At 70.3% G+C, this 25,772-nt stretch carries 22 protein-coding genes and 1 riboswitch; of the genes, 11 read left to right on the top strand and 11 right to left on the bottom strand.

What is annotated here, in order from left to right; translation table 11 throughout:
- Nucleotides 1–64: 64 nt before the first annotated feature.
- Complete coding sequence (locus tag AB0I94_RS35300; RefSeq protein ID WP_363313837.1) at nt 65–1,741, top strand: DUF5691 domain-containing protein; 1,677 nt, start codon at nt 65–67, stop codon at nt 1,739–1,741.
- 119 nt (nt 1,742–1,860) lie between these two features.
- On the opposite strand, the gene AB0I94_RS35295 is transcribed toward AB0I94_RS35300, so the two are convergent.
- The gene (locus AB0I94_RS35295) at nt 1,861–2,277 is read right to left on the bottom strand and encodes a cobalamin B12-binding domain-containing protein (protein WP_363313836.1); all 417 of its coding nucleotides are present in this window, start codon (nt 2,275–2,277) and stop codon (nt 1,861–1,863) included.
- A gap of 402 nt (nt 2,278–2,679) precedes the next feature.
- Here AB0I94_RS35295 and AB0I94_RS35290 point away from each other — a divergent pair, with 402 nt between their 5' ends.
- Together AB0I94_RS35290 and AB0I94_RS35285 are read left to right on the top strand one after the other, a co-directional pair.
- On the top strand, nt 2,680–3,534 hold the full coding sequence (locus tag AB0I94_RS35290) for an alpha/beta fold hydrolase (RefSeq protein WP_363313835.1): 855 nt from the start codon (nt 2,680–2,682) through the stop codon (nt 3,532–3,534).
- Nucleotides 3,535–3,740: 206 nt separating this feature from the next.
- Entirely contained in the window at nt 3,741–5,369 is a 1,629-nt protein-coding gene (locus AB0I94_RS35285; protein ID WP_363313834.1) for a peptidoglycan DD-metalloendopeptidase family protein, read from the top strand.
- 21 nt (nt 5,370–5,390) lie between these two features.
- Here the strand turns inward: AB0I94_RS35285 and pcrA are convergent, their stop codons facing one another.
- Complete coding sequence (gene pcrA, locus AB0I94_RS35280) at nt 5,391–7,916, bottom strand: DNA helicase PcrA (protein ID WP_363313833.1); 2,526 nt, start codon at nt 7,914–7,916, stop codon at nt 5,391–5,393.
- Between the two features lie 244 nt (nt 7,917–8,160).
- Nucleotides 8,161–8,318: riboswitch (cyclic di-AMP (ydaO/yuaA leader) on the top strand.
- Between the two features lie 7 nt (nt 8,319–8,325).
- On the opposite strand from pcrA, the gene AB0I94_RS35275 reads away from it, so the two are divergent.
- Nucleotides 8,326–9,543 carry an NlpC/P60 family protein gene (locus AB0I94_RS35275; RefSeq protein ID WP_363313832.1) on the top strand — a complete coding sequence of 406 codons (1,218 nt, stop codon included), beginning with the start codon at nt 8,326–8,328 and terminating at the stop codon, nt 9,541–9,543.
- 93 nt (nt 9,544–9,636) lie between these two features.
- Here AB0I94_RS35275 and AB0I94_RS35270 read toward each other — a convergent pair whose 3' ends face one another.
- Nucleotides 9,637–9,990, bottom strand: a complete 354-nt coding sequence (locus tag AB0I94_RS35270) for a hypothetical protein (RefSeq protein ID WP_363313831.1) — start codon at nt 9,988–9,990, stop codon at nt 9,637–9,639.
- 320 nt (nt 9,991–10,310) lie between these two features.
- Here AB0I94_RS35270 and AB0I94_RS35265 point away from each other — a divergent pair, with 320 nt between their 5' ends.
- Nucleotides 10,311–11,354: an NlpC/P60 family protein gene (locus AB0I94_RS35265; protein WP_363313830.1), complete on the top strand. Its 1,044-nt coding sequence runs from the start codon at nt 10,311–10,313 to the stop codon at nt 11,352–11,354.
- A 134-nt stretch (nt 11,355–11,488) separates the two neighbouring features.
- On the top strand, nt 11,489–12,127 hold the full coding sequence (locus tag AB0I94_RS35260; RefSeq protein WP_363313829.1) for a hypothetical protein: 639 nt from the start codon (nt 11,489–11,491) through the stop codon (nt 12,125–12,127).
- A gap of 37 nt (nt 12,128–12,164) precedes the next feature.
- On the opposite strand, the gene AB0I94_RS35255 is transcribed toward AB0I94_RS35260, so the two are convergent.
- On the bottom strand, nt 12,165–12,977 hold the full coding sequence (locus AB0I94_RS35255; RefSeq protein WP_363313828.1) for a response regulator transcription factor: 813 nt from the start codon (nt 12,975–12,977) through the stop codon (nt 12,165–12,167).
- Nucleotides 12,974–14,263 carry a PspC domain-containing protein gene (locus AB0I94_RS35250; protein WP_363313827.1) on the bottom strand — a complete coding sequence of 430 codons (1,290 nt, stop codon included), beginning with the start codon at nt 14,261–14,263 and terminating at the stop codon, nt 12,974–12,976. Before AB0I94_RS35250 ends, AB0I94_RS35255 begins: the two co-directional genes overlap by 4 nt.
- Before the next feature lie 183 nt (nt 14,264–14,446).
- Here AB0I94_RS35250 and AB0I94_RS35245 point away from each other — a divergent pair, with 183 nt between their 5' ends.
- Together AB0I94_RS35245 and AB0I94_RS35240 are read left to right on the top strand one after the other, a co-directional pair.
- A complete protein-coding gene (locus AB0I94_RS35245) occupies nt 14,447–15,784 on the top strand; it encodes a PspC domain-containing protein (RefSeq protein WP_363313826.1) in 1,338 nt (445 codons plus the stop codon).
- Nucleotides 15,771–16,034, top strand: a complete 264-nt coding sequence (locus AB0I94_RS35240; RefSeq protein ID WP_363313825.1) for a hypothetical protein — start codon at nt 15,771–15,773, stop codon at nt 16,032–16,034. The genes AB0I94_RS35245 and AB0I94_RS35240 overlap by 14 nt, the downstream gene beginning before the upstream one ends.
- A 54-nt stretch (nt 16,035–16,088) precedes the next feature.
- Here the strand turns inward: AB0I94_RS35240 and AB0I94_RS35235 are convergent, their stop codons facing one another.
- From AB0I94_RS35235 to AB0I94_RS35225, 3 genes are all read right to left on the bottom strand, one after another.
- On the bottom strand, nt 16,089–16,613 hold the full coding sequence (locus AB0I94_RS35235; protein WP_363313824.1) for a DoxX family protein: 525 nt from the start codon (nt 16,611–16,613) through the stop codon (nt 16,089–16,091).
- A gap of 216 nt (nt 16,614–16,829) precedes the next feature.
- Nucleotides 16,830–18,095, bottom strand: coding sequence for a hypothetical protein (locus AB0I94_RS35230; protein WP_363313823.1), 1,266 nt, complete (start codon nt 18,093–18,095; stop codon nt 16,830–16,832).
- A 166-nt stretch (nt 18,096–18,261) separates the two neighbouring features.
- Nucleotides 18,262–19,047 (bottom strand): class II aldolase/adducin family protein, encoded by a 786-nt coding sequence (locus tag AB0I94_RS35225; RefSeq protein ID WP_363313822.1) that lies wholly within the window; start codon nt 19,045–19,047, stop codon nt 18,262–18,264.
- 223 nt (nt 19,048–19,270) lie between these two features.
- Between AB0I94_RS35225 and AB0I94_RS35220 the strand changes: the two genes are divergently transcribed.
- Entirely contained in the window at nt 19,271–19,750 is a 480-nt protein-coding gene (locus tag AB0I94_RS35220) for a pyridoxamine 5'-phosphate oxidase family protein (protein ID WP_363313923.1), read from the top strand.
- 95 nt (nt 19,751–19,845) lie between these two features.
- Here AB0I94_RS35220 and guaA read toward each other — a convergent pair whose 3' ends face one another.
- Nucleotides 19,846–21,432, bottom strand: a complete 1,587-nt coding sequence (gene guaA, locus AB0I94_RS35215) for a glutamine-hydrolyzing GMP synthase (protein ID WP_363313821.1) — start codon at nt 21,430–21,432, stop codon at nt 19,846–19,848.
- A gap of 476 nt (nt 21,433–21,908) precedes the next feature.
- Between guaA and AB0I94_RS35210 the strand changes: the two genes are divergently transcribed.
- Nucleotides 21,909–22,196 (top strand): chorismate mutase, encoded by a 288-nt coding sequence (locus AB0I94_RS35210; protein WP_363313820.1) that lies wholly within the window; start codon nt 21,909–21,911, stop codon nt 22,194–22,196.
- Nucleotides 22,197–22,972: 776 nt separating this feature from the next.
- On the opposite strand, the gene AB0I94_RS35205 is transcribed toward AB0I94_RS35210, so the two are convergent.
- Nucleotides 22,973–23,731 carry a hypothetical protein gene (locus AB0I94_RS35205; protein WP_363313819.1) on the bottom strand — a complete coding sequence of 253 codons (759 nt, stop codon included), beginning with the start codon at nt 23,729–23,731 and terminating at the stop codon, nt 22,973–22,975.
- 160 nt (nt 23,732–23,891) lie between these two features.
- Entirely contained in the window at nt 23,892–24,305 is a 414-nt protein-coding gene (locus AB0I94_RS35200) for a hypothetical protein (RefSeq protein ID WP_363313818.1), read from the bottom strand.
- A gap of 167 nt (nt 24,306–24,472) precedes the next feature.
- On the opposite strand from AB0I94_RS35200, the gene AB0I94_RS35195 reads away from it, so the two are divergent.
- Nucleotides 24,473–25,579, top strand: a complete 1,107-nt coding sequence (locus AB0I94_RS35195) for an LPXTG cell wall anchor domain-containing protein (RefSeq protein WP_363313817.1) — start codon at nt 24,473–24,475, stop codon at nt 25,577–25,579.
- Nucleotides 25,580–25,772 lie beyond the last annotated feature (193 nt).

The following is a 25,772-nucleotide window of genomic DNA, read 5'->3' as shown; positions in this document are numbered from 1 at the left end:
TAAAGCCCCCAAGGACCGCAGAGATCAAAGAGACCCGAAAGTCCCGCCCGGGAGAGGAGTCCCCATGACCGGCACCACCGCACTCACCAAAGCCGCCGCCACACCCTGGGAGGACCTGGTCACCGCCGCGCTCCTCGGTACCGACCGCCGCCCACCCCCCGTACGGACACAGGACAAGGACGCGCCGGCCGCCCTGCTGGACGCGGCCGCGGTGCAGACCCTGCGGCGCAGAGCCGGACTGACCCCCGCGCCCACGGCCACACCTCCCGAGCCAGCCGCGGAGGACCCCAGGCCCCTGGTGCCGCCCTCGGCGCGGCGCAGGCTCGCCACACTGCTCACCGAGCACCCCGGGGCGGGCAGTGGCGGACGCCGGGGCGCGGTGCCCGACCTGATGGAACTGCTGCCCCAGTGGCTGGCGTTGGCCAACGAGCGCGGCTTCGCGGCACCTCCCGAGCTGCTTCCCGCCCTCCTGAACGCGGCCCGCGGGCGCACCGACCTCCGACCGCAGGCCCTCGCCTTCGCGGGGCCGCGGGCTCTGTGGCTCGCGCGGCTCAACCCGGACTGGAAGTTCGCACTTCGCTCCACACCGGGCGGCGGTGTGGCACTCCCCGCACCAGAGGAAACGGCCCAGGTACAACAGCTCTGGGAGGAGGGTCTGTTCGCCGAGCGCGTCGCCCTGCTCGGCGCCGTGCGGGCGCATGACCCGGCCGCCGCACGTGACCTGCTCGTCTCCACGTGGAGCACGGAGCGGGCCGAGGACCGTCTGATGTTCCTCGACTCCCTGCGCACCCACCTGCACGCCGCCGACGAGCCGTTCCTGGAGCAGGCCCTCACCGACCGCAGCCGCAACGTCCGCGCCACGGCGGCCGAGCTCCTCTCCGCGCTCCCCTCGTCCGCTCTCGCCGCGCGGATGGCGGACCGGGCGGCGTCCTGCGTGGCCATAGACCATGCGCAGGGCACGAAGAGCATGCCGACACTTACCGTCGAGGCGCCGCATGAGTGCGACGCGGGCATGGAACGCGACGGCGTCACCCCGAAGCCGCCGGCTGGGCGCGGCGAACGCTCCTGGTGGCTCGGCCAGTTGGTGGAGGCGACCCCGCTGGGCACCTGGCAGGAGCGGCTCGGCGGCCGTGCGCCCGCCGAGATCGTGGCGCTTCCCGTGGCCGACGACTGGCAGAGCGAGCTGCACGCCGCCTGGTGCCGCGCGGCCGTGCGGCAGCGTGACGCGATCTGGTCCCGGGCGCTGCTCGGATCCCCCTCGTCCCCCGACGCGGCGGGGCCCGGCGCGGCGTCGCTCGCCGAGCGCGCGAAGCTCCTCGCCGCACTGCCGGCCGGGGAGCGGGCCGACTGGGTCGCGGGGTTCATCGCGACGCACGGCCTCTCGGAGGCGTTCCAGCTGCTCGGCGCGTGCGCGCTGCCCTGGTCGGAACCGCTGGGCCGGGCGGTGGTGGACGCGCTGAACATCGCGCGGGACGCGGGGAGTTATCCCTGGAGCTTCAGCGGCGTGATGGGACTGGCAGAGCGCTGCCTCGACCCGGCGGAGGCGGTCCGGCTCGACGTACTGACGGCGATACCGGACGAGCCGGAGGACGCGTCACCCGGCGCGGGCGGCTACTGGTCGGAGGCTTTCCAGCGGCTGGTCAGTACGTTGCGTCTGCGGGCGGCAATGCGTGCGGAACTGGGCGCGGAGCCGGTGAAGACGGGCGCGGCGCCGGAAGATCCGGGGGTGCCGTCGTCTTAGACACCCCCATCACAAGGCCGGGCGATGGATCGATCGAGAGGCCCGGGCGGGCGGCGGCCCCTGCCGACGCGACGGAGCGAGGGAGGCGACCGGGCGCCCCTACCCCGGCACCGTGGCCGTCAGGCGCCGGCCGGCTGGTGGACGTTCGCCCGGACCCAGTCCACGATCGAGGCCGTCGTCGCCCCGGGAGTGAAGATCTCCGCGACGCCCTTCTCCTTGAGCGGCGCGATGTCCGCCTCAGGGATGATGCCGCCGCCAAAGACCTTGATGTCCGCCGCGTCGCGCTCCTTGAGAAGCTCGATCACGCGCGCGAAGAGCGTGTTGTGGGCGCCGGAGAGGATGGACAGACCGATCGCGTCGGCGTCCTCCTGGATCGCGGTGTCCACCACCTGCTCGGGCGTCTGATGCAGGCCGGTGTAGATGACCTCCATGCCCGCGTCACGCAGTGCCCTCGCGATCACCTTGGCCCCGCGATCATGACCGTCGAGACCCGGTTTGGCCACCACCACGCGGATCGGTCCGGCTGCCACACCCATCACTGCCTCCATGTACCGATATCCATCTGTCCCAGCACTGGCACCCCGTGCCGCACCGGCCGGGGAAGTGAACGAACGTTATCCCCAGCATCTCGCACCCGGCAGTTTCACGGTGGAGAGCGAGGGGGAAATCACACGAAGGGACACGTTCGCTGCGCGCCACTCCCGTTTCCAGCGGCTTTTGGACCGCCTCCGGGACGGCGCAAGGGGAGCCGCAACGAGGTCGCCGTGCCGCCGCGCCGTCCGCCGCGCGCCGTGGACACGGCGCATCGGCGTTCGCGCCGATGCACGGGACGCCGTCGGCGCTGACCACGCACCGCCGTACGACCTCGGCCACGCCTCCCCACTACGGGCACACGGGGGACAGAGCCGTCCCCCGGCGTGCCGACCGGGAGGTCGACCATGACCATCACGAGGGTCCTGCCCTTTCGCCCGCCCTGCTCTCTCTTGCCCGCCAGACTGGCGGGGCTCTCCATCGCCCTGCTGAAGGCGACCGCACTAGAGGTGGCGATCCTCGCCGGCCACCTCCTCCTCTACCCGTCGGGCATCGCCCAGGAACGCAGGACCGTCTCCGAACCACCGCCTCCTGACGCCCCCCGGCTCCCCGCGGAGAGCCGCCCGCCGGTCGTCCTCCTGCACGGCTTCATCGACAACCGCTCGGTCTTCGTCCTCCTGCGCCGCTCCCTGGCCCAGCACGGCGGCCAGCACGTGGAGTCCCTCAACTACTCCCCCCTCACCTGCGACATCCGCACGGCGGCCGAGCTGCTCGGCCGCCACATAGAGGAGATCTGCGAGCGCACGGGCCACCACCAGGTGGACATCGTCGGGCACAGCCTCGGCGGCCTGATAGCCCGCTATTACGCGCAGCGCCTGGGCGGCGACGAGCGCGTCCGCACGCTGGTCACCCTCGGTACCCCACATGAGGGAACGCGGGTCGTGCCGCTGGCCGACGCGCACCCGATCGTGCGCCAGATGCGCCCCGGCTCGGACGTGATCGAGGAGTTGCGAGAGCCCGCACCGGGCTGCCGGACCCGTTTCGTGAGTTTCTGGAGCGACCTGGACCAGCTGATGGACCCGCTGGAGGCGGCCTGCGTCAACCACCCCGACCTGATCGCCCAGAATGTACGTGTCTCCGGTGTCGGCCATCTCGCCCTGCCCGTGCACCCAGCGGTCGCCGCCGGCATCCGCCAAGCCCTCGATCTGCCTGCTCCGGGCGCCCCGGCGAAGAGTGCCGAGAACGGACTCACCGTGGCCTGAGGAGCAGCTCGCGCAGCGCGCGGCGAGGAAAATTTGTCGAACGGAGCTCGAACGCAGGGCCAAGGCTGTGCCCGCAGTCCGCCGAAAGGCGGCCGAATGCCCGTTTCCCGAGAGCACGAAACCTGCCGAAGATTGTCGCGCCCGCGTACCGCCGGGTACAGTCACCGCACTGCTCTGCCCCTGCTGCCGAGGCGAAAGAGAAGTTGGTGAACGACCGTCACCCGTCGGGGAGCTCGACACCCCCGGCCTCGGCACCCGCCGACCATGCGCCCTACGCGGCGTATGACCCGCAGAGCACCCCCCACGGCGCCCAGCCCGGGTACGACGGCTATTCCACCGGGAGCTTCGACATCACGGGCAGTCATGCGACGGCCGGTCACGACACCGGAAGCTTTGCGTCCGACCCGCTCTTCGGCGACATGCCCGGCAGTTCGTACGACACCGGCCAGTGGTCCACCACGGGAACGCAACAGACGCTGAACTACGACCCGTACACCGCACAGCACCAAGCCGCGTACGACACCAGTGGTTATGAGACCGGCAGTTACGACACCGGCCCCATGTGGTCCACCGGCGGCCATCAGCATCTCTCCGCCGACATCCCGGCGCAGACCGGCGGCCCCGAGGCCACGGGGCATTGGGACGCGGGCGCCTGGGACCAGCCGCAGCCGACCGGCCAGTGGGAGACCCCGGCCTTCGACACCGGCGCGTACGACGCGACCGCGTGGAACTCCGGCGCCCAGGACATGACGTACGGGAGCACCGGGACACACGAGGGCTACGGCACCCCCGAGACCCATGAGGCGCACGAGGCACACGGCACGTACGAGGCCCAGGACACGCCCGGAGCGCCCGACACGTACGAGGCCCCCGAACCGTACGAGCATTCGCCTTACGACACCGGGTCCTACGCCTCCGCGTCGTACGACTCCGACCCCCACTCCCCCGAGGCCTACGCCGAACCGGCTCACGCCGAGCACGAATTCACGCCCGACGAGGCTCCCGCCGATTCACTCGGCCCGGTCGAGCCGAGCCGCCGGGCTTCCGCGAGTGACGGCGAACCTCCGCTCATCGACCGTTCGCACGGCTCCCGTTCCCGGGCCCGCCGTCGCTCCCCCGCCAAGCGCTCCGCGCTCTTCACCGTCGCCGTGCCCTCCGCCTGCGTGATGGGCGTCGCGGGTATCGCCGCCGCCTCCGTGGGCGACTTCGGCGGCGACGACGGCAAGGAGACGCAGGCGGCAACGGCCCCGGACACCGCGCCGGTGCAGCCCTCCACCGCCAACAACAAGCTCGACACGCAGCTGGCGAACGTCTCCGCGGACGCCGGTGACTTCGCCGATCGCGCGAGCCGCACCCAGGAGCGCATCGACCTCAAGGCGGAGAAGGTCGCCGCCCAGAGGAAGGCCGCCGAGGAAGCCGCGCGCAAGGAGCGCCTGCGCCCGAAGTTCTCGCTTCCGGTGAAGCAGCACGGCCTGAGCGCTTATTACGGCCAGGCCGGCGTCAACTGGATGTCCGCGCACTCCGGAATCGACTTCCCGGTGTCGTACGGCAGCGAGGTGCTCGCCGCCACCGACGGCACGGTCTCCACGAAGTGGAACAGCGCCTACGGCAACATGGCGATCGTGACCGCCAAGGACGGCACGGAGACGTGGTACTGCCACCTCTCCACGCACACGGTCTCCAGCGGCCCCGTCAAGGCGGGTGACCCCATCGCCTTCTCCGGCAACTCCGGCAACTCCACGGGCCCGCACCTGCACTTCGAGGTGCGTCCCGCCGGCGGCTCGGCGATCGACCCGCTGCCGTGGCTGCGCAGCCACGGCCTCGACCCGACGTAACTCAGGCCGCCGCGCGCGGCGTCAGAGCTTCTCCACCGGTGCGTAGCGCAGGAGGAGCCGCTTCGGCTTCGGCTCTCCGAAGTCCACCGTCGCCTCGGCGTTCGCACCCGTCCCCTTCACCCCGACCACGGTCCCGAGGCCGAACTGGTCGTGCGTGACCCGGTCCCCGATCGCGAGCGCGACCACCGGCTTCTCCGAGGCGCGGCGCGTGGCGAATCCCTGCGCGCCCCCGGTGCGCGAGCGGGACGACGACAAGGAGGAGGCGATTCCGGCTGCGGGCCCGGAGGTTGCCGGTGCGCCGACGGAACCCTTTCGCTTCCAGTCCAGGTGGGACTCCGGGATCTCCTCCAGGAAGCGCGAGGGCGGGTTGTACGAGGGCTGTCCCCAGGCGCTGCGCATCGAGGACCGCGTCAGGTAGAGCCGCTCCCGCGCGCGCGTGATGCCCACGTACGCGAGGCGGCGCTCCTCCTCCAGTTCCTTGACCTGGCCGAGGGAGCGCATGTGCGGGAAGACGCCGTCCTCCATGCCGGTCAGGAAGACGACCGGGAACTCGAGGCCCTTGGCGGTGTGCAGCGTCATCAGCGTGATGACTCCGGAGCCGTCGTCCTCCTCGTCCGGGATCTGGTCGGAGTCGGCGACGAGCGCGACCCGCTCGAGGAACTCCGAGAGTGTGCCCGACACTCCTGTGCCGGCGCCTTCGGCCACATCCTCGCCGTCGTTCTCGCCTTCGCCTTCCGCTTGGCCTTCGGAGGTCGCCTCCCCACTGTCCTGCTCGAACTCCAGGGCCACGGCGGCGAGTTCCTGGAGGTTCTCGATGCGGGTCTCGTCCTGCGGGTCGGTCGAGGCCTGCAGCTCGGCGAGGTACCCGGTCCGTTCGAGCACGGCCTCCAGGACGACGGCGGGCCCGGCGCCCGACTCGACGATGGTCCGCAGCTCCTCCATCAGAACGTTGAAACGCTTGACGGCGTTCGCCGAACGGGCCGCCATTCCGTACGCCTCGTCGACGCGCTTCAGTGCCTGCGGGAAGGAGATCTTCTCGCGCTGCGAGAGCGCGTCGATCATCGCCTCCGCGCGGTCGCCGATGCCCCTCTTGGGTACGTTCAGGATGCGCCGCAGCGGGACGGAGTCCTCCGGATTGGCGAGCACTCGCAGATACGCGAGGACGTCCCGGACCTCCTTGCGCTCGTAGAAGCGGACGCCGCCGACGACCTTGTAGGGCAGGCCGACGCGGATGAAGATCTCTTCGAAGACACGGGACTGCGCGTTCGTCCGGTAGAAGATCGCGACGTCGCCCGCCTTCGCGTCACCCGCGTCGGTGAGCCGGTCGATCTCGTCGGCGACGAACTGCGCCTCGTCGTGCTCGGTGTCGGCGACATAGCCGATGATGCCCGCGCCCGCGCCCGCGTTGGTCCACAGGTTCTTGGGGCGGCGGCTTTCGTTGCGCTCGATGACGGCGTTGGCCGCGGTCAGGATCGTCTGCGTGGAGCGGTAGTTCTGCTCGAGGAGGATCGTGGTCGCGTTCGGATAGTCCTCCTCGAACTGGAGGATGTTGCGGATCGTGGCGCCGCGGAAGGCGTAGATCGACTGGTCCGCGTCGCCCACGACACACAGCTCGGCGGGGTCGTCACCCTCGCCTCCGGAGGGCCCCACCAGCTCGCGGACCAGGGCGTACTGCGCGTGGTTGGTGTCCTGGTACTCGTCGACCATCACGTGGCGGAAGCGGCGGCGGTAGTGCTCGGCGACGTCCGGGAACGCGCGGAACATGTGGACCGTCGTCATGATCAGGTCGTCGAAGTCGAGGGCGTTCGCCTCGCGCAGCCGCGACTGGTACATCGCGTACGCCTGCGCGAGCGTCTTCTCGAAGCCGTCGGCGGCCTGGCCTGCGAAGGTCTCCTCGTCGATCAGCTCGTTCTTCAGGTTCGAGATCTTGGCGCTGAAGGACTTCGGCGGGAACTTCTTCGGGTCGATGTCCAGGTCGCGGCAGACCAGCGCCATGAGCCGCTTGGAGTCGGCGGCGTCGTAGATCGAGAAGGAGGAGGTGAAGCCCAGCTTCTTCGACTCGCGGCGCAGGATGCGGACGCACGCGCTGTGGAACGTCGACACCCACATCGCGTTGGCCCGCGGCCCGACGAGCTGCTCGACGCGCTCCTTCATCTCGCCCGCGGCCTTGTTGGTGAACGTGATCGCCAGGATCTGCCCCGGGTGCACGTGCCGCTCTGCCAGGAGATACGCGATGCGGTGCGTCAGGACGCGGGTCTTGCCGGAGCCCGCCCCCGCGACGATGAGCAGCGGGGAGTGCGCGTGCACGACAGCCGCGCGCTGGTTCTCGTTCAGCCCGTCGAGCAGGGCCGCCGGGTCGATCACGGGGCGCGGGGCGCCGCCGCGGTAGTGCGCCTCCCGGGGCACGGGCGCGTCGAACTTCCCGTCGAACAGATCATCCGGAACGGATTCCGGAGCACTGTCCTCGGGCGGCGGCGGGGACTCCTCCTCCGAAGCCCGCGAGGGCTGGAGGTCCGCCAGGAAGCTGTCATCAAAGAGGCTGCTCATCGCCTCCCGAGTCTAGGCGGCCCCACTGACAACCCGCTCCGGGTTCCGGCCACGTCACACCCGCCTACGCCACGCCCACGCCCTGCCACTCTCCGTCATAACACGGCGTGCCCGCGTCAAGAGCTTCGTAAAGTAACGAAAATGTATCGGGCATATCGAACATCAACCTTCACACGAGCCACACGAGTTGGCTAGCGTGCTCCGCGGGCCGCTCGTACTCCCACCGGCGAACCCCGCCGGGAACGGGTGGCCTCCGCCGAGTTCGATCTCCTCGGAGCCGGGGACCCACGATGAACTTGGGGTGAATCGGTCCCGTACGCGGTACGGGACCGTAGGGCAACCTTCCGGAACCACCCGCCCGAACCCGACAGCTAACCCGGTAGGCGGTCTACGGAAGGAGTCGCCTCCCTTGGCGTCGCACCGCAAGCCGCGGACCCGCATGGCCGGCCTACGCGCCGCTCCCGCCCTCGGCATCACGACGGCAGCCCTCACCTCCGTGGCTCTCCTGTCACAGAGCGCGCAAGCGGCACCGTCCGCACCCGAGAAGCCCAGCCTCGAAGAGGTGCAGAAGAAGGTCGACGACCTCTATCACCAGGCGGGCGTAGCCACCCAGAAGTACAACTCGGTCAAGGAGCGCACCGACAAGCAGCGCAAGAAGGTCGACACCCTTCTCGACGATGTGGCCAAGCGCACGGACAAGCTGAACGAGGCCCACCAACAGCTGGGCACGTTCGCCGCGGCCCAGTACCGCACCGGCGGCGTCTCGGAGACCGCCACGATGCTGCTCGCCGACGACCCGGAGGGGTACTTCGCCCAGAACCACCTGTCGGAACGGCTGACCGCGCGCCAGAAGAAGGCGGTCGACGACTACCAGACGCAACAGGCCTCGGCGACGAAGCAGCGCACGAAGGCCGCCAAGAGCCTGGAGACGCTGAGCGACTCACGGGACGATCTCAGGACGAGCAAGCAGACCGTCCAGAAGAAGCTGGGTCAGGCGCGCACGCTGCTCTCGGAGCTGACGGCCGAGGAGAAGGCACGGCTGGCGGCGATCGAGAAGAAGAAGGAAGAAGAGGCCAAGCGCAAGGCCGCCGAGCTGGCGCGCAAGCAGGAAGCCGAGGCGGAGGCCAAGCGCAAGGCGGCCGAGGAGGCCGCGGCCAAGGAACGCGAGAAGGAGAAGGAGACGACCCCGGACTCGGGCTCGGGTTCGGGCTCCGGCACCGACACGGGCGCAGGCTCTGGCTCTGGCTCTGGCTCTGGCGGCACGGACAGTGGTTACGCGACGAAGGCCGCGAAGGTGATCAACTTCGCCGAGGGTCAAATCGGCAAGCCGTACGTGTGGGGCGCCGCCGGCCCCGACTCCTACGACTGCTCCGGGCTCACCCAGGACGCCTGGAAGGCCGCGGGGATCTCCCTGCCGCGTACGACGTGGGACCAGGTGAAGGTCGGCACGACCGTGAAGACGGCCGACGCCAAGCCGGGCGACCTGGTCTTCTTCTACGACGACATCAGCCACGTGGGGATATACATCGGCGACGGCAAGATGATCCACGCCCCGAAGCCGGGCACGAACGTCCGCGTCGAGTCGATCTACTACATGCCCATCCACAGCGTGGTGCGGCCCGCCTGAGCGGTCACCGAGGTCCCGTCCACGCGCGCGTGGCCCGCATTCCCGGGGGGATGCGGGCCACGCGCGCGTAGTGGGCCGGTTGAACCCGCGAACTCAGGTCCACAGGACCGCGATGAAGATGTTCACGACGGTCAGCAGACCGACCGCGCCGAACATCCCCTTGTCCACCTTCTCCTCGTCCCGTTTCACGTAGACGAGCGCGAGGATCACGATCAGGACGGCCATCTTGATGCCGATCTTGACGTTGTTGACGGGGTTGTCGTCCGCCTGGTTGAGACCCACCAGGATCACGCCCGTCACGAGCATCGTGAGCGCGCCGTGCAGCATCGCGGGGTTGAAGCGGGCCGTGCCCTGGCCCATCTGCTTCATCTGAGTGAGGAAGCCGCCCAGGAGGGAGCCGATGCCGATGATGTGCAGGCCGACGAAGAGATGGGTGAGAACGTCCATGGTTCCGGAGCCTAGCCGGGGCCTTATCACCTCTCCGTAGCCAGGTGGGCCCCGAACGCCGCACCGGTCACACACACCTTCGAAGAAGGCCGGTTCGGCCGACTGCGCGGTCGCTTACGGTCACCGGGCGGAACACTGGCATCAGTTGCGCACAATCCGTCACCGGCCCGTGACGGCCAGGTTTAGCGTCCTTCGACAGGTGACCGGCTCCCCACCGCCGCCCAGGACCCGGGGCGGCAGTCGGTCACCACCGCCGAGAATCCGGCGGCGGTCCGCTCCCCCTGTGCGGGCTGCCGCCGGAACCTAAGGAGCCCTCTTCGTTGGCAGCGCACCGCAAGCCGAAACAGCGCTCGCTCCGTGGCCATACGGCCCGCACGGCCGCCACCATCGCTCTCGCCGGGGCCGCCACAGCCACCGCCTTCGACGGCACGGGACACGCGGATCCGCGGCTCAGCCCGGCCGAGGTGAAGTCCAAGGTCGACGCGCTCTACCGCGAGGCCGAGATCGCCACCGAGAAGTACAACGGCGCCAAGGAGAAGGCCGAGAACGCCGAGAAGTCCCTGGGCGAACTGCGTGACGAGGCGGCCCGGAAGACGGAGAAGCTCAACACGGCGCGCAGGGAGCTCGGTTCGATCGCAACCGCGCAGTACCGCAGCGGCGGCATCGACCCGGCCGTACAGCTCGCACTCTCCTCCGACCCCGACCAGTACCTCGAACGCGCCGCGCTCGCCGCCCGTGCCGACAGCCGCCAAGCGGCAGCCGTCAGCGGCGTACAGAAGCAGCTCCAGGAGATCGACCAGCTGCACACCGAGGCCGACGGCACCCTCGCGCACCTCACGTCCCGCCAGGCGGAGCTGAAGAAGCACAAAGAGACCGTCACCGGAAAGCTCGACGCGGCCAAGCGCCTCCTGTCACAGCTCACCAGCGATCAGCGCGCGGAGTTCACGGGCGAGGACAAGGCATCGCGTGACACGGGCCGTGACGGCGTCACGGGCGTCCCGGCCAAGGCCCCCAGCTCCCGAGCGTCAGCAGCCGTCTCGTACGCCTACAAGGCGCTCGGCAGCCCGTACGTGTGGGGCGCCACCGGTCCCGACGCCTTCGACTGTTCGGGGCTCACGCAGGCCGCCTACCGGGCGGCGGGCGTCGGCCTGCCGCGCACGACCTATGCGCAGATCGCCGCGGGCGAACGCGTTCCGCGTTCCCAACTCCAACCCGGTGACCTGGTCTTCTTCTACCAGGGCATCAGCCATGTGGGCCTCTACGTAGGCAACGGCCAGATGATCCACGCCCCGAACCCGAGCGCGCCGGTCCGCCTCGCGCCGATCAGCCAGATGCCGTTCGCCGGGGCGACGCGGGTGGCGTGAGGGAGCCTCGCGGGACGACGCGGGGGGGGGGGGAGCGGTGGAGCCTCGCGGGACGGGGACGGGGACGGGGACGGGGACAGGGACGACGCGGAGGGCGGGATGGGGCTCGCAGGCCCGCGGGTACTGTCAGGGGCATGCCCCGCCGTACGTTGCCGCCGCCTCCGCCACCTGTCCATCTGCGCACCTGGCCGGACCGGAACGCGCTGCTGTACGACCGTGGCATGGCCCTCGAAGACCTGCGCAGACGGAGCTTGGGCGTACACCGTCTCCTGCTGCTCTGGCTGTTCGCACTCGGCTGCGTCGTCGGCTGGGCGCTCCTGACCGTGCCGCTCGAGATGATCGAGGACCACGATCCGATGGTTTTCGTGATGGGTCCGATCTGTGCGGTGCTGGGCCTCGGGGCTCTCGTCCCCTCGCTGGTGGGTGTCGTCGCCGGAATCCGCAACGACCGGAAGATCCGTGAACTCACCGACGGCTGGCTGGCGCTGGACAGCCACCCGTCGTCGGACTCCGCTCTGCGCTCGCCCGGCCTGAGCCTGTGCTGGCTCCTCTCGTCCCTCACCGTGTGCGCGCTCGGCCTGTGGGCGTCCTTCGCGGCCGCCGCCTATGCCGAGCCCGGCCGGGATTCGTACAGCGACGTCGTGCTCGGCATGGGAGCGGGCCTCATCCTGTGGCTGGCGGGCCTCATCGGCATCACCAAGGCGGTGGGCCACTACCGCTGGGCGATACGGGAGTTGGGCCTCCTGCGGGCGGCGAGCGCCGCGCACCGCTGAGCCGAAGCCGGGCCGTCCGCCGGGGCCGGCCCGCGCGTCAGACCAGCCGACGCGCCGTCGCCCACCGCGTCAGCTCGTGCCGGTTGGACAACTGGAGCTTCCTCAGGACCGCCGACACATGTGACTCCACCGTCTTCACGGAGATGAACAGCTGCTTGGCGATCTCCTTGTACGCGTACCCGCGCGCGATGAGCCGCAGCACCTCCCGCTCGCGCTGGGTGAGGCGGTCCAAGTCCTCGTCGACCGGGGGCGCGTCGGTCGACGCGAAGGCGTCGAGGACGAACCCGGCCAGGCGTGGCGAGAACACCGCGTCGCCGTCCTGCACCCGGAAGATGGAGTCGACCAGGTCGGTGCCGGTGATCGTCTTGGTGACATAGCCGCGGGCGCCGCCACGGATGACTCCGATGACGTCCTCGGCGGCGTCCGACACGGAGAGCGCGAGGAACCGCACAGGGCTCTCGGCGTCGGACATCAACGGCGCGCAGCGACGCAGCACTTCGACGCCGCCGCCGCCCGGAAGGTGCACGTCGAGGAGCACGACCTCGGGGCGCGTCGAGGTGATGACCGTGACCGCCTGGTCGACGTCCGCGGCCTCTCCGACGACCTCGACACCGGTGATCGCGGTCCTGCCGATCTCCGCCTGGACGCCCGTGCGGAACATACGGTGGTCGTCGACGAGGACCACGCGCGCACGGCGGCCCTCCGGGGCACCGCCCGCGGCGGCAGCCGCCGCCTCGGCCGCGTCGGCTGTCTCATGGACCGCGTCGGCTGCCGCATCGGCGGGCCGAGCCGACTCGGCCGCACCCTTTGATCCGCCCCTGGGCCCCACGGGTTCGCTCGCGTCGCTCATGTCGTCGCCGTCCTCTCCATCTCCAGCTCGACTTCCGTGCCGCCCCCCGGCACGGCGCGCAGCCGCGCCGTGCCGCCGTTGCGCTGCATACGGCCGATGATCGATTCTCGTACGCCCATGCGGTCGCCCGGCACGGAATCCAGATCGAAGCCGGGACCACGGTCCCGGACGGACACGAACACCGTCTCCCCCTCGACTTCGGCGAAGACCTGCACCGCACCGCCCTCGCCACCGTACTTGGCGGCGTTCACCATTGCTTCCCGCGCGGCCTGTGTCTGCGCCGTGAGACGGTCGTCCAGCGGGCAGTCGCCGACTATGACGACCTCGATGGGGACACCGTGCTTGTCCTCCACCTCCGCGGCGTCGCGCCGGACCGCTTCGGCGAGGGTGTCGGGCTCATCCGCCTCGTCCTTCCCCGTGCCCTCGGGTTTGTAGAGCCATTGGCGCAGGTCGCGCTCCTGGGCGCGAGCCAGGCGGCGCACCTCTGAGGCATTCTCGGCGTTGCGCTGGATCAGGGTCAGGGTGTGCAGGACCGAGTCGTGCACATGGGCGGCGACCTCCGCACGTTCCTGGGCACGGATACGCATCAGCCGCTCCTCGGAGAGGTCCTGCATCATGCGCACGAGGTAGGGCCCCGCGAGCAGCGCGACGCCGACGAGCACGGCGAGCGCGGCCTGCAGTACGGAGCTGAGGTGCGAGGTGGAGCCCTGCAGCACGACGATGCCCGAGACACCAGCACCGACCAGCAGCACCCCGGCCCCCGCGCGGGCGATGGACAGGGTGCGCCTGCGGCGGCCGACGGCCATCCAGCGGGCCCGGCGGGCATTGTCGGCCTGCCGCCAGACCAGGGCCACGCCCGCTGCGACGAGCAGCGTCGGCCAGAGATAGGCCTTGGTCGAAGTGCCCAGATCCACGTTGCCTACGAAGACCATGGCGACGACGACCATCGCGAGCAGCGCGACGAGCTGGCCTTTGTCCGGCTTGCGCGCGACGAGCCTGCGGCGTCCGTCAGGTGCCGTCTCGGCGGTTACGGCCGAGGGCGGGCGCTGTGCGTCGACCCCGCCCACGCCCAGGGGCACGAAGAACCAGAACGCCGCGTACAGCAGCGCGCCGAGCCCGTCTGCCATGAACAGGCCGACGAAGATCAGCCGCACCCACACGACGGGAAGACCGAGGTGACCGGCGAGGCCGCGCGCGACACCGCCGAGCCAGCGGCCGTCACCACTGCGATAGAGCTTTCGCAGCGGCCGCTCGTCTTCGATGGATACTGCTGCGGCTTCCGGCATGTCTCCGATATTCACACGCGTACGCGGGGGCGGGCATCAGGGTCGACCCCCGAGACGTCCCTGATCTCCGACCCGGACGGCTGGGTGCGGAGGTCGGGGCAGGGGTGTGTCAGGGGCGATCTCAGGGTTCGGCCAGGGTTGTCCCGACTGCCGCGGCGGCCTCCGGCCCGTCACCATGGACACATGACAGACGAGCAGCCCGCCGGGACGGGCCCGCAGGCCGCGCCGCGCGATCCCCATTTCGCCACGGCGCGGGAGCCGGGCGGGCCGATGGTCGGGCGGGCCTTCCGCCGCGACCGTCGGCACAAAAAGCTGGGCGGCGTGTGCGCGGGGCTCGGTCAGCATTGCGACATGGATCCGGTGATCTTCCGGATCGGGCTCGCGCTCCTCTCTCTCACCAGCGGGCTGGGCCTTGTGTTCTACGGCTTCGCGTGGCTGTTCGTCCCTTTCGAGGACGAGGAGGAGAACGAGGCGCGCAGGCTCCTGTCCGGCCGGGTGGACGGTCAGGCCCTGACGGCCGTGCTCTTCGCGCTCGTCGGCTGCGGCGTCTTCCTCTCCCTGCTGAACAACAGCGGTGCGCTCACGTTCGCGGCTGTCCTCGCGCTGCTCCTCGCGGGCGCCGGGTACTGGTCGCAGCAGCGCGGCACGATCGACCCCGACCCGGCGGCGGCCCAGGCCGTGGCCGACGCACCGCCCGAGGCGAAGGCGCCGCCGGTGTCCGGCGCCCCTTCTTGGTGGCGGGACCCGATCGTCAAGGACGGCACGCACGACGGGATCTCGGGCTATTTCTGGGGTCCTGAGGGAGTGGCCGTCCAATATCAGCCCGCCCCCCCGCACGGGCAGACACGGCAACGCACCCCCGAGGCGCCCCCGCAGCCCAAGCCCCGGGGTCCGCGCTGGATCGGCGGCTTCGTCTTCCTGGGCGCACTGCTTGCCGGAGGTCTCGGCACCGGCCTCACGTGGGAGGAGCAGTCGCTCGGCACCAGCCTGCAGACCGGCCTCGCTCTCGCGCTCTGTGTGTTCGGCGTCGGCATCGCCCTCAGCGCCTTCCTCGGGCGCACCGGCGTGGGCTCGATCGTGCTCTCGGTGATCACGGCGGCGCTGCTCGCGGGCTCTGCCGCACTGCCCAAGGACATCACCACCAACTGGGCGGAGACCGAGTGGACACCGACCGCGGCAGGACAGGTCAAGCCGCGATATGAGCTGGGGACAGGCGTCGGCACGCTCGACCTGACCCGCGCAGGCCCCGGCAAGGGACAGACCCTGAGCACCCGTGCCGAGGTGGGAGCGGGTCAGCTGAAGGTGATCGTGCCGAAGGACAGCACGGTCGAGCTGGACATCGAAGTGGGCGTCGGCGACATCCAGTTGCCGGACGACCGCAAGGGAGACGTGGACATCGCTCCGGGCAAGGAGAAGTCAGTGACGCTGGACCCCGTCGCGGGCAGCAAGGACGGCGGCACGCTCGAGCTGCGCGTCGAAGTGGGCATCGGACAGGTGGAGGTGACCCGTGCTACGACATGAGTTCCATCCCGGCAAACTGGTCCTTGGCCTGTTCCTGCTGATAGCGGCCATCGCCTACGCGGGCGACGCGGGCGGCATATGGGAAACGCCGTGGTTCGTGGCCTTCCCGCTCCTGCTGGCTGGACTGCTCCTCGGAGGCGCGGCGGCAGCGGTGTCCTACGGCATACGCGGCCGGCCCATCGCCCGCGCGGCGGACGGCTCCTCGCGCCGCACGGCGGGCCGCTCGGCCGACAGCTCCACGGACGCCTAGCCCCCCCGGCCTGGCCTTGGTGAGACCCACCGGCGCCCGGCCGGAAGCCGCCGGTCAGCCGAGGCCCGAGGCGTGCCTGCGCCGTTCCGCGAGCATCGCGTCGACCGAGAAGATCGACGCCCCGGCGAGGATCAGCGGGAGCCAGGCCATCAGGTAGGCGAGGTCGTTGCCGTAGTAGTAGGGCTCGGTGGACCAGCTCACGGTCAGCCAGAGGCTGAGCGAGATCAGCGCTCCGCCGAGGGCGGCGATCCGGGCGAAGAGGCCGACGAGGGTGCCGATGCCGACGGCCAGTTCACCGAGGGCTATGGCGTAGCCGAAGCCGACAGGGCTCTTGAGGGAGAGGTCGACGAGTTCCGGGACGGCGGAGATGTCGCGGATGCCTTCCATCTGCTGGCCGATGGAACCGTCGCCGGTGGCCGACATGAAGGTGCTGTCCGTGAGCTTGTCGAGGCCTGCGTAGATGAACGTGACGCCGAGGAAGATCCGGAGCGGCAGCAGGGCGTATCGGGAGGCGCTCTCCCGCCAGCCGCTGCTTCTGACGTAGCTGGTGTGGCTGTCGCTGCGCATGCCGTGTGCCATCGCTCTCGCCGCCTCTCCCGTTGACCCGCCTCGCCCATTGACCCGTCATCTGACGATACGTACGAAGAGGGGGCGCTGCTCAGTGGCTTGCAGTGAATTCGCGATGCTCGACCCGCCGCAGCCGGGCCGTGCCGCACAGTCCTTTGCCCGGGTCGTAGCCCGGTGCTTTGCCCGCGCCTTTGCCCGGCCCTATGCCCAGTGCACGCAGTACGTCGCTCAGTCCGTGACGTCGATCGTGCAGCGGTTCGTCTCCACGCCCGCGGCCGTGATCACCTGGACGTCGACGCGTCCGGGCTCCACGTCCACCGGGACGGGGACGATCAAGGTCCCGTCGGCCGGGTTGGTGAAACCACCCGGCACGGGGACCAGCGGCACATGGACGTGCACGGTGCCGATGCGAACGACCATCCGGGCGAGACGGTCGGCGGTCTGCGCACCGGGGGGCACGAACCCGGCGCCGCGGATCTCGATGTCGTCGCCGGTGCGGATGGGGGCGTCGAGATCGCCCGCCTCCCGGGCGCGCACCACGGAGAGGATGACGGGTCGGCCACCCTCGGCGTACTTGCCCGCGAGGTACGTCGCCGCCGAGACCAGGACGAGAAGGGCCAGACCCCACGGCAGATCGGGCAGCTGCTCGGGACGGCGCGCGAGGCGCGCGGCCGCGAAGATCATGGCGACGGCGCTGACCAGGACGTACTGCACGTCCGTGAAGCTGCCGCGGCCCCCGTCGTCGGTGAGCAGATCGGCGGCCCGAGGCCGGTCGGCGGGCACCTTCTGCAGCCGCTGGCCAAGGACGCGCAGACCGACCACGCGGCGCACGAGCACGGCGACCCCGCAGACCACGGCGAGGACGGTCACGGCGCCGGCGGCGCGGGCGAGGTCGAGCCCTGCGATCAGTTCGTCCCGCTCCCGGTGGCCCGATGCCCCGGCGAGTTCACCGACGAGGACGAGCACGGCGAAGACGACGAGGAGGACCCAACCGGCGGCCACGGCACGGGAGGTGGAGAGCCGGTTGTCCTCCCCGATCAGCGGCGCGAGGATGCCGCCGCGCGCCCGGTGCATGTATCCGGCGCCGGTCAGCAGGCCGGCGACGATCGCTGCGGCGAGTAACCCGGCGGTCCGGGCGAGGGTCCACCCGGTGCCGATCGCGGTGAGCGCCTGGCCCAGGAGCAGGACGCCCACGGCCACCCAGACCACCCCGGCCGTGCGAAGCCAGAGGTGGCCGAGCCAGGCATCACCCTCGGCCCTGCCTCGTTCGGCGACGGCGTGCGCGGACTGGGTCAGCTCGTCCGACACCCACTGCCGGGAAGCGCCCGCGGAGTGGGCGACCGCCGCGGGCAGCCCGTGTCCCGCCGCCAGCTCGTCGCGCTTGGCGAGGAATGCGGCCACGGCACGCCGATGCCCCTCGCGCGCGCCGTGCGGGCAGTCGCCACATGTGCAACCGCCCCCGTGTGCGCCGTCGCGCGCCTCTTGCACCGCCACCGCGTACGCCGCCTTCCCCACCCTGGTTCGAACACCGAAACGTGAACTTCCTTGCGATGAAAGGGGATTGTGCCGTACTAGGAGACGATCAGCTCCTCCGGGTCAGGTCAGCGAGGATGATTCGCGCGTACACGTGTTGACGGCGGGAGTCGGCTCAGGAACAGGTTCAGGACAGCAGATCCGGTTCGCTGCGGCTGATGTCCTGCCACAGCGACTGGTAGTTGATCCACGCGACGAGATCGCTGCCGAGTTGCTCGCGCGTGGCCACCGCCTGCTTGTGGCCGATGAGGATCGGGCGGCCCGCGGCCCGCGCGCTCAGCTGGACCTGGCAGGAGCGCTCCATCGTGAGGAACCACCAGGCGGCGGCGTCGACGGAGTCGCCTACGGTGAGCAGCCCGTGGTTGCGCAGAATGACGGCCTTGTGGTCGCCGAGCGCGGTGGCGATCCGCCGGCCCTCGTCCGAGTCCACGACGACGCCCGTGTAGCCGTCGTACAGCGCATGGCTCTCGTAGAAGGCGCAGGACTCCTGGGTGATCGGGTCGAGGAGTTCGCCGAGTGTGGACAGGGCGCGGCCGTGCAGCGAGTGGCAGTGCGCGACGGCGACGACATCGGGGCGCGCCAGGTGCGCCTGCGCGTGGACGGTGAAGGCGGCCTGATTGACATGGTGGCGCCCCTCGACGACCTGCCCCTCCGCGTTGGCGAGGACCAGATCGCCCACGGTGATGTGCTTGAAGGGCATCCCGAAGGGGTTCACCCAGAAACAGTCCTCGTGCTCCGGGTCCCGGGCCGTGATGTGACCGGACACCCCGTCCTCGTATCCGAGCCGCCCGAAGATCCGCAGCGCCCCTGCGAGCCGTTCCTTGCGGTGTCGCCGTTCGTCGGCCGACGAGTCGTGCACCGGCGGCATCGCGAACTGCAACCGCTCGGCGGGTATCGGTGTGGGCGCCTGCATGTGTCCTCCATCCCTGGCTGTACGGAGCGGAAGTTACCGCCGGTCAGCGCAGGAAGACAGGGGCTCTCTGTGAAGAGAGTGCGCAATCGGGACGTGAGGCCGGGCGAAAGTCGGCGCGCCAAGCCGGACAGGAGGTGTCGGGTATCGGCGGAACACTCACCGTATGACGACGGACACGACGACGGACACGGCGACAGTCACGACGACGGACATGGAGACGAGCATGCCGACGAACTGGGCAGCCTTCAGCGCAACGGAGCCCGACTTCGCGCGGACCGCCGAGGAGCGGTTCGGATCGTTCACGCATCACGTCCTCGCCACACTCCGCAAGGACGGATCACCGCGTACGACTGGGCTCGAAGTGCGTTTTCTGTACGGCGAGTTGTGGCTCGGGATGATGCCGGACTCGATGAAGGCGCTCGACCTGCGCCGCGATCCGCGCTTCTCGCTCCAGGCGAACCCGGGGCCGGGCACGGCGATGGCCGGCGGCGACATCCGGATCTCCGGGCGGGCCGTCGAGGTGAAGGACCCCAAGGTCATCGCGCGGTACGCGGGCGAGGTGAACCCACCGGACCCGTCCGCGTTCCATCTGTTCCGTACGGAGCTGACGGAGGTGGTCCGGACGTTCATCGAGGACGAGAAGTATCTGGCGGTCCAGCTGTGGAAGCCGGGTGGGCCGGTGCGGACGACCAGGCGGACATGAGAAAACGCCGGTGCCGCCGCCCTGTTCGAGGGACGGCGGCACCGGCGTTCACACCTTGGCCGAACCGGGGACGCGCCCTGGTCGAGGCCTGGGGACTACTCCCACTCGATGGTGCCCGGCGGCTTGCTCGTCACGTCGAGGACGACGCGGTTGACGTCGGCGACCTCGTTCGTGATGCGCGTCGAGATCTTCGCGAGGACCTCGTACGGAAGACGCGACCAGTCGGCGGTCATGGCGTCCTCGGACGAGACGGGCCGCAGCACGATCGGGTGGCCGTACGTCCGGCCGTCGCCCTGCACGCCCACACTGCGCACGTCCGCGAGCAGCACCACGGGGCACTGCCAGATCTGCCGGTCGAGACCGGCAGCGGTCAGCTCCTCGCGGGCGATCGCGTCGGCCTCGCGAAGCAGGTCCAGGCGCTCCCTGGTGACGTCACCGACGATGCGGATGCCGAGGCCGGGGCCCGGGAAGGGCTGGCGCTGGACGATCTCGTCCGGCAGACCGAGCTCCTGCCCGACCATCCGCACCTCGTCCTTGAAGAGCTGGCGCAGCGGCTCGATCAGCTGGAACTCGAGGTCCTCGGGGAGGCCGCCCACGTTGTGGTGGGACTTGATGTTCGCGGTGCCGGTGCCGCCGCCGGACTCGACGACGTCGGGGTAGAGCGTGCCCTGGACCAGGAACTCGACGGGCTGGTCACCCGGCGCCTCGGCGACGATCTCCGCCTGGGCCTGCTCGAAGACACGGATGAACTCGCGACCGATGATCTTCCGCTTCTGCTCGGGGTCGGAGACCCCGGCCAGCGCGCTCAGGAAGCGCTCCTGCGCGTCGACGACCTTGAGCTGCACGCCCGTGGCCGCGACGAAGTCCTTCTCGACCTGCTCGGTCTCGCCCTTGCGCATCAGACCGTGGTCGACGTACACGCAGGTCAGCTGCGAACCGATGGCCTTCTGGACGAGGGCTGCGGCCACGGCCGAGTCGACGCCGCCTGAGAGGCCGCAGATCGCGCGCTTGTTGCCGACCTGCTCGCGGATCGCCGCGATCTGCTCCTCGACGATGTTGCCGGTGGTCCAGTCGGGCTTCAGGCCCGCGCCCCGGTAGAGGAAGTGCTCGAGCACCTGCTGGCCGTGCGTGGAGTGCATGACCTCCGGGTGGTACTGCACGCCGTACAGCTTCTTCTCGTCGTCCTCGAAGGCCGCGACCGGCACGACGTCCGTGGAGGCGGTGACGGTGAAGCCCTCGGGCGCGGCGCTGCACGCGTCGCCGTGCGACATCCACACGGGCTGCTCGGCCGGGGTGCCCTCGAAGAGCGTCGAGCCGGGCTTGGAGACGGCCAGCGGCGTGCGTCCGTACTCCCGAGCGCCCGTGTTGTCGACGGTGCCGCCGAGGGTGGTCGCCATCAGCTGGAAGCCGTAGCACATGCCGAAGACGGGGACTCCGGCCTCGAAGATCGCGCGGTCCAGACGCGGCGCCTCGTCCGCGTACACCGACGAGGGGCCGCCGGAGAGGATGATCGCGGCGGGGTTCTTGGCGAGCATCTCGGGGACCGGCATGGTGCTCGGCACGATCTCGCTGAACACCCGGGCCTCGCGGACGCGGCGGGCGATGAGCTGGGCGTACTGCGCTCCGAAGTCGACGACCAGAACGGTGTCGGGGGCGGCGGCAGCGGGGGACGCTGATGGCACGGCGGCGGCCTTCCGGCGTTGAGCGTGAGCTTGCGCGTGAGCTGGGGCTCGTGCGTGAGCAGGGGGTCTGTTTTGTCGATTCTAACGGGCCGGTGGACATTCCCTTCGTCGCATCCGACGGAGCCCGGTACCGCCCGCGGGGTGCCGGGGGCGCGTCTCACCATCCGAGCCGCGCCGGAACCCGTTTGACCGGGCACGCGGGCCTGGGGGCATACTGGGTTCGTGACCAAGCACCTCAGCTTCCTCTTTACCTATGGCAACCGGCCCGCCGGCTGCCATGGTCGAGCTGCTTGATCCACTGACAAGCGACTTCCCAGGCGCCCCGGGCCGACAAGGCCCGGGGCGTTCTGTCATTTCCGGGCCTTGTCGCTCCGGGGCACTCCACCGAGAACCGGTCCCGAGAACCGGTATCCGAGATCCGAGAAAGCGGATTCGTCATCCGCGATCCGTATCCGTGACCCGATGAGGAGCCCCAGATGACCATCGCCACGACCGACAAGACCGGCGCCCGCACCCCCGAGGCCGCCGATGTGATCGCGGGCGCACGCGAGCGCATCGACGCACTCGACGACCGCATCATCGGTCTCATGCAGGAACGGATGGCCGTGTCGGCCGTCATCCAGGAGGCCCGGATCAGTTCGGGCGGCCGCCGCGTCAATCTTTCGCGCGAGATGGAGGTCCTCGGCCACTACAGGGACGCGCTCGGGAAGCCCGGCACCTCGCTCGCGATGACGCTCCTCGAACTGTGCCGGGGCCGGGTCTGAGACCGCTGCCTCCCAGCCCCTGGCTGCCCCCGCCCGCCCCGGGCTGTCCATGCCTCGTCCCCGGCTGCCCTTGCCCGCCCTGCGCACCCCTGAGCTGCCTCCTGGCGGCAGCCCGGGACCGGGCCCACCGGATCTGAGTTCGGGTCCGCTCTCACCCGTACGGCGCGTGACCAGGTCCGGAGCGACTTCGTTGGTCCGGATGTCCGTGCCAGCCAGGGGCGGGCACGGAAAAACCACGCGTGGCTCCGCTGGAGCGATGAGGCGCACACCTCGTGTGCGCCGTGGGACCTCGCTCCAGAGTTGTGACCGGACGGCAGGGGACAGCAGCCCGGTCACCCAGGGAACGGTCGGCTTCGGGGACGCCCGGAGCCGACCGGCCTCCGTCCCGAAGTCCCCGAACCGTCCCCCGGCCGTGTGTCCCAACCGCCTCCCGGCCCCCAGCTCCCTCAGCTTTCAGGCTTCTTCATCCCCGCACAGAGACCCAGCTGTCCCTGTTCGTCCGGATCATGCCGAACCGGTTGCGTGGGTCAGGGCGCATCCACCACGATGCGTAGCAGGCAGGCCGCACTCACGCACGGCACTGCACAACTTCATTGCCATTGGTCAAGACCACTCGTGCGCCCCCTGTGCGCCGGGTAGGCCACCGGCGCCTCTCATGCCCGCGGCGCACTCCCCCGGCGCCGCTCCGTGGCACCGACGCTGCCCTGACGTCGGTGCTGACGGCCAAGGGCCCCGCGGATCCGTCCCGCGGGGCCCTTAGCTTTGTCGCCGCTCGCTTACTTCGCCTCGGTCAGCTTCGTGAGCTGTGCCTCGACGATCGCGTCGGCCACCTTCGGGTCGCCCGTAACCCCGTCACGGAACTTCTCGGGCAGGCCGGCGGCCTCGCCCTCCTCGTCGGCGCGGGCCGACTCCGGGTCGAAGACGTTCGAGGCGCGGAAGGCGATCAGCGTCGAGCCGCTGCGTACGACCGTGACGCGATCCCTGTGGAGGAACTCACCGGCCCGGCTCGCGAGCTTGTACGAGACGGCCTCGTCGCCCCCGACCGGCCCGGGCTGCGGCCTGACGCCGATGTACCTGCGGCCTCCGTCCGCGAACGTGGCGCATTTCTTCGACTTCGTCGCCTCGCGCAGGGTGTCCATGGCTTCCTCGGCGTCCGCCTGGCCGTACGCGAGGAGCACGACCTCGGTCGTCGTGGTGTCCGCGACGTCGGTGCTGCTCAGCGTGCGGCTGACGTGAGCCTTCGACTTCGCCGGGGCGGAGGCCGTGAGCATCTCGGAGAGCGGGCGGCACTCGGCCGGGTTCACGCGCCCGGCGGGAGGCATGGCCTTGCCCCCGGATTTCCCGGCCTCCCCGGATTCGTTCGTGACCTCGACCTCGTACTTCTTGACGTCACCCGAGGCGAGAGCCGCCTTCTCCAGCTTCGCCGAGGCGGAGGAGGTCGCGTCCGCCCGCCCGGGCTTCTCGTCCTTGCCGTCGTCGCCGCCACCGCTGCACGCCGCCGTCAGGCCGAGTACCACCACGGTCGAAACACTCACCACGCCACGCGACACAGCTGACTTCACGTTCCCGCTCCCCCACATTCGTACGCATCGTGCGGAGTCACCCGCACCCCTCCTACGACGGAAGATCGTTACGAGCGGTTCCCCACCCCCGACGCGAGCACTCCAAGCCTCAGCCCCACCCCAGCCCAACCAACTACTGCCAGATCCAGAACCGGAACGGGCTCAACAACACGATCGCCAGCGCCATGCCGCCCACCACGATCACCACGCTCCACACCCGGCGGCTGCGCTCCGAACGCGCGCTACGACGCGGCCCGGTAGGCGCGGCGCGCCACTCGTCCGGCCGCCACGCCCCCGCGGCGCCCTCCCCCCGCTCCGCCTTGCGCTTCCTGCGCCGACGGCCCAGCGCGCGGGAGTCCGCCGCCTGTTGGCGCGCAGCCTCCTCGTCCAGGCGCCGCAGCCGTTCGGCCACCATGCGCGCCCGCGCGGACGGCTCCTTCGGTGCCGAAGTACGGATGTCACGCAGACTGTCGCGCTCGAACCGCTCCCACACGTCGTCCGGTATGTGGTCCGGTATTCGGTCCGGTCTCTCGTCCGGCTTCCCCACGCCGCCCCCTCCTGCTGCCTGCCGCTGCCCCTCGCTCCCCGGTGGAACACCGTCGAGCGGTGGAATTTCTACGGCACCCGGCAACGCCCGCACAAGCTGTGTGATCCAAGCCACATAAGAATTCTGTGAGTTCGAGGACAACCATTCACAGGCGACGCAGGTCATGCATGCGTAACAACGGCCACACCCGCGTCCCCACCGCGGAGGCCTCCACCTCCGTACCGCCCGCCCGGTGGTACGCCGGACTCACTGAGGTCTTCATGAAGCTTCGCCGTGTCATGGCCGCCGCGGCCGCGACCGCCGCAATAGCCCCGATCGCGCTGCTTTCGGCTCCCAGCGCCTTCGCGACCCCGGAAACCACTCCGACCCCGAGCGCGACGGCCACCGAGTCCGCCACGCCTCCGGTGACGGGCACGCCGACCGAGGGGTCGTCCCAGACGCCGCCCCCGAGCCCGTCGACCACCGCGCCGACCTCCCCCGCGCCGAGCCCGACGGTCTCCGAGACCGGTGCGCCCACCAAGACGGCCACGCCGACCGGTAAGCCCACCGAGGAGCCGACCGCGGACCCCACGGACTGCCCGGTCGACGAGAACGGCGAGGACGCCGACTCGAAGCTGGACCTCGGGATCTCGGGCCTGCCCGGCAAGATCGTCGCGGGCAGCGGCTGGCACCAGTTCAAGCTGACCGCCTCCAACCCGAGCGACGAAGACCTCGGCGAGGTCCAGTGGCTCGCCGCCGTGGACAACTTCACGGAGAGCGAGGACGAGAAGGACTGGCTCGCGAACTACGCGCAGATCCAGTACTTCAACCCCGACTCCAAGGCCTGGGAGTCCATCGCGGACGAGGTCTCGGGCGGCCTCTACTTCGGCAGCACCGAGCTGGGTGCCAAGGAGAAGGTCGACATCAAGCTGCGCGTCAACGTCAGCGCCAAGGCCCCGGCCGGTGACGGCTACGCGCTCGGCCTCGGCGGTTACCTCGACTCGGAGCAGAACTGCGTGCACAACGCGTTCGCGTTCTACGAGTTCACGGTCCTGAAGGCCGGCAGCGACAACGAGAACCCCGGTGAGGCCGAGGAGAACAACGGCGGCAAGACGCCCGCCGGCGGCAAGACCCCGCAGGGCGGCGCCAAGGAGATCCCGACCACCGGCAGCCTCGCCGAGACCGGCTCCAGCTCCATGCTGCCGACCATCGGCCTCGTCGGCGGTGTCGCCGTCATCGCCGGTGCGGGCGCCGTCTTCGTCGTCCGCCGCAAGAAGGCCGACGCCACCGCGTAAGCACGCGCGTCAGCACGCCGGCAACGGCACGCCGCTCAGCGGCACCTGAAGCACGCGAAAGGACCTGCGCTCGGAGGGGGGCGCAGGTCCTTTCGCGTTACTGACCTTGTTGGCGTGATGTCGTCAAGATGAGGCCGGTTTCGGCGAGGCATCCGTCGATGAGGTTGCTGCGGTACTGGATCTGGCGGAGACC

Origin of the sequence: Streptomyces sp. NPDC050147 (assembly GCF_040660195.1) — a bacterium.
Lineage (GTDB): Bacteria > Actinomycetota > Actinomycetes > Streptomycetales > Streptomycetaceae > Streptomyces.
Note: the sequence above shows the minus strand (reverse complement) of the source record. Positions and strands in the feature narration are given on the sequence as shown.